Raw genomic sequence first — 3,684 nt, 5'->3', positions numbered from 1 at the left:
CTTCGCCACCGCGGAAGTATCCACGGCCATCGTCGTTTCCGTCATCAGGTGCCGCTCCTTGATCAGGAGTTACACCGTTCTTCTTACAGACCCCGGCGCCGCTGGGCCTCCATCGGGGTCTTGCCCGCGGCCAGTCTGCGCCGGTGGTAGCGGCGTCCTTCGGTGTCACGGCGCAGCTGAACGATGGCCATGCTGTGCAGGGCCGGTTGTCTCACTCTCGGCGGTGACCGGGGGCGACGTCAGCCGAGCAGGATGCGGTGGCCGCCTACTCAACGGAGGTCGCTGTCCGGAAGCGGCATGAGCGGAACCCCAACGTGACGCGCCGACCGCCCTCTTGACGCCTCGCTCGCAAGCCGCCTTCGGCATCCGCCGTAGCGTTCCACGTCGGCCGTTACGTCCTCGCCAGGACCAGAGAGCGAGGGACGCTGCGTGCACCGTAAACCGCTATTCTGCGGCGGTGCAGGCGACGGCGGAGATAGCAGCGGGTACCAGCCGACGGGTGTGGGCACTCGTGTGCGTACAGCTACTCGTTCTTGCGGCTTACACCTACGCGGTAGTCGCCTACCTCATCACTGATGCTGACTACTTCCCCGAGCAGGCACCGCCCGCTTGGTCCTGGCCAGCAGTCGTTGCGGTCGGCGTGGGCTTCATCCCGGCCCTGCTCTGCCTGCTGATGGCATTGCCGTTGTTGGCTTCTGCCGACTTCCGGGCCGAGCAGCCCCGGTGGCGTCTGCTGGCCATGGTCAGTGCCGTCAGCATCGCCATGCTGCTCGTCATGGCAACACCGCCCGGCTGGGAACTGCTCGACTGGTACGTCGGTTAGCACCGCCGCCCGTCCGCGGCTCTGGGCGATCATAGGGTCAGCACTGGTCCTGGTCGTCCTCATCGCGAGGCTTGCTGGCGCCGCTGCTATCACGACGACCCACGCATTACGAGTCGGCTGCCCGGCGCTGGTCCACCACCTGGTCCTCGTGCCCCATGTGGTGTCCCGGTCCGCCGTCGAACGCCGACGATCGCTGGCTTGGCTGCTCGATTGGCTGCTCGGCCTTCAGCCGCACGTGATGCTCATTGAGCACGTCAACCGCCTCTGTCAGGCTGCACCCGAGTTGCTCGCGGATCAGGGCAAGCGCTTGTATGTTGCAGCCGGCCCGGATCAGCTCGTCGAGGTTCTGGCTGGCCACCTCACCAGGATGCCCGATGCCCGTCGCGAACAGGCCGCCGGCCGGCTGACGCCTCGCTTACAAGAGGAAGATGCCCCTGGCGGGGCACCCACGGGTTTGTGAAACTCGATGCGTCGCCCGCCGACGTCGACAGAGCTTGGCACCTGCGAGCCCGTTTACAAGAGTGACGCTGGAACCCGCCCCGGTAGGTACCCCGGGTTGCCGCTGTGAGCGCGTGTCTGAGTTTCTTGATCTTCCGCGGGTTCCGCGGGCGACGCCTTATCGGCTCGGCTCCACCATGGAGGCGTCGTGGAAATCGTCTATCCGCGGGTCGCGGCGATCGACGTGCACAAGAAGCAGATCACGGTGGCGGTCCGGATCCCGGGCGAGCAGGCCGGGCAGCGCCGACAACAGGTACGCAAGTACCCCACCTTCTACCGCGCCTTGCGGGAGATGACCGCCTGGCTGGTCGCCGAGCAGGTCACACACGTCGCGATGGAAGCCACCGGGGTGTATTGGCGGCCCGTCTTCCATGCCCTCTCAGAGGCTGACGGGCTGGAGATACTGCTGTGCAACGCCCACCACGTCAAGAACGTGCCGGGCCGCAAAACCGACGCCTCCGACGCGGTATGGCTGGCCGAACTCTGCGAGGTGGGCCTACTGCGCGGCAGCTTCATCCCACCCGCCGACATCGCCGCGATCCGGGAACTGACCCGCTACCGCAAGAAGCTGATCGAGGAACGCACCCGCGAGACCCAACGGCTGCACAAGGTCCTCGAAGACAGCGGCATCAAGCTCGCCTCCGTCGCCTCCGTCGCGTCCGACGCCACCGGCGTGTCCGGCCGGGCGATGATCGAAGCGCTCATCGCCGGCCAGCGGGATCCGGCGGTCCTGGCCGACCTGGCCAGAGGGGTCCTGCGCAAGAAGATCCCCGATCTCACCCTCGCCCTCGCCGGCCGGTTCGCCGACCACCACGCCCTGCTCTGCCGGCTGCACCTGACCCACATCGACCACCTCAACGACATGATCGGCAAGCTCGACACCCGCATCGACCAGGTCATCACCCCGTTCGCGGCGCAACGGGACCGGCTCAAAACCATCCCAGGCGTGGGTGACCGAGCCGCCCAGACGATCATCTCCGAGATCGGCGTGGACATGACCCGCTTCCCCACCCCAGCCCACCTCGCCTCCTGGGCCGGCCTCTGCCCCGGCAACCACGAATCAGCCGGCAAACGCAGAAAAGGCACCACCCGCCACGGCAACCCCCACCTCGCCACCGTCCTGGTCGAAGCCGCCTGGGCCACCTCCCGCACCCGCACCCGACTCGGCGCCCGCTACCGCCGACTCCACCGACGCTTCGGCAAGACCGGCAGCAAGAAAGCCGCCGTCGCCATCGCCCACACCATCCTCGTCATCGTCTGGCACCTACTCGCCAACGACCAGACCTACACCGACCTCGGCGCCGACTACTACACCCACCGAGACAACCCCGACACCCGCAAACCGGCTGCTACGCCAACTACACGACCTCGGCTACCAAGCGGAACTCACCGCACTCGCGGCATAGCCCACACGCCGTCCATCTAAGTTTCGTCTGAGCTCTGTGCATCGCGTCCGCATACGTCCGGCACCGCTGGTTGGCCTGGTACCGGCTGAGAGCCGATCCGAGGTTAGGGTACTCAGCGCCTGGTCTCGTACCTGGTCAGGAGCACGCCGCCAGGGAACGTCCGGGTTTCCACCAGGGTCAGGTTCACCCAGTTGTCCAGGGCCGCAAAGAACGGCGTGCCGCCACCTATCAGGACCGGATGAGTGACGATCGCGTACTCGTCGATCAGCCCGTCCCTCATGGCCACTGCGGCGAGTGTGGCGCCGCCGATATCCATGGGGCCGCCGTCCTCGGCCTTGAGCCGGGTGATCTCGGTGACCGCGTCGCCGGTGGCCAGGCGGGTGTTCCAGTCGACCGTGCTGGTCGTCGAGGAGAACACCACCTTCGGCATGTCCCGCCAGCGGCGGGCGTACTCGATCTGCGCCGGTGTGGCACCCGGCTGCTGGTCGGCGGTCGGCCAGTGGGAGCTCATCGTCTCCCACAGTTTGCGCCCGTACAGCGCCGTGCCTGTCGCCCTCACCCGGTCGGACCACCACTGGAACAGTTCGTCGCTCGGCACACCCCAGCCGAGGTCGCCGCCGGGCGCGGCGATGTAGCCGTCCAGGCTCAGGTTCATGCCGAAGGTCAGTTTTCGCATGGTGTCAGCCTCCCGTGAGTCGGTACTCGGCGTACAGACCAGCACGGCGCGGAAGAATCATCGGTCAGGCCACACCGAGGGCCGGTTCACCACCACGCCAGGACCCGTAGCGCCAGGACGGCGATACGATCTCCGCACTTATCTCCAGACCAACCGTCAAGCAACACCTGGGACGGATTCGTCAAGCATCTGTGAGGCTCGCGGTGGTGGTCCTGGGTGGACTGCTGCCAGGATCGGTGCCGGTGATCAGGGCTGACTCATCAAGCATCTGGCCGCCTGCG

At 66.8% G+C, this 3,684-nt stretch carries 4 protein-coding genes; 2 read left to right on the top strand and 2 right to left on the bottom strand.

Annotated elements, in window-relative coordinates; translation table 11 throughout:
• Positions 1-499 precede the first annotated feature (499 nt).
• Complete coding sequence (locus ABZV78_RS31445) at positions 500-823, top strand: hypothetical protein (RefSeq protein WP_355644449.1); 324 nt, start codon at positions 500-502, stop codon at positions 821-823.
• 106 nt (positions 824-929) lie between these two features.
• Here ABZV78_RS31445 and ABZV78_RS31440 read toward each other — a convergent pair whose 3' ends face one another.
• Positions 930-1,181 carry a hypothetical protein gene (locus ABZV78_RS31440; protein WP_355644448.1) on the bottom strand — a complete coding sequence of 84 codons (252 nt, stop codon included), beginning with the start codon at positions 1,179-1,181 and terminating at the stop codon, positions 930-932.
• Between the two features lie 288 nt (positions 1,182-1,469).
• On the opposite strand from ABZV78_RS31440, the gene ABZV78_RS31435 reads away from it, so the two are divergent.
• Positions 1,470-2,747 (top strand): IS110 family transposase, encoded by a 1,278-nt coding sequence (locus tag ABZV78_RS31435; RefSeq protein WP_355644446.1) that lies wholly within the window; start codon positions 1,470-1,472, stop codon positions 2,745-2,747.
• Between the two features lie 92 nt (positions 2,748-2,839).
• On the opposite strand, the gene ABZV78_RS31430 is transcribed toward ABZV78_RS31435, so the two are convergent.
• Positions 2,840-3,448 carry a dihydrofolate reductase family protein gene (locus ABZV78_RS31430; protein WP_355644444.1) on the bottom strand — a complete coding sequence of 203 codons (609 nt, stop codon included), beginning with the start codon at positions 3,446-3,448 and terminating at the stop codon, positions 2,840-2,842.
• Positions 3,449-3,684 lie beyond the last annotated feature (236 nt).

The organism is Micromonospora sp. NPDC004540, from assembly GCF_040610095.1.
In the GTDB taxonomy this organism is placed as follows: Bacteria; Actinomycetota; Actinomycetes; order Mycobacteriales; family Micromonosporaceae; genus Micromonospora.
Note: the sequence above shows the minus strand (reverse complement) of the source record. Positions and strands in the feature narration are given on the sequence as shown.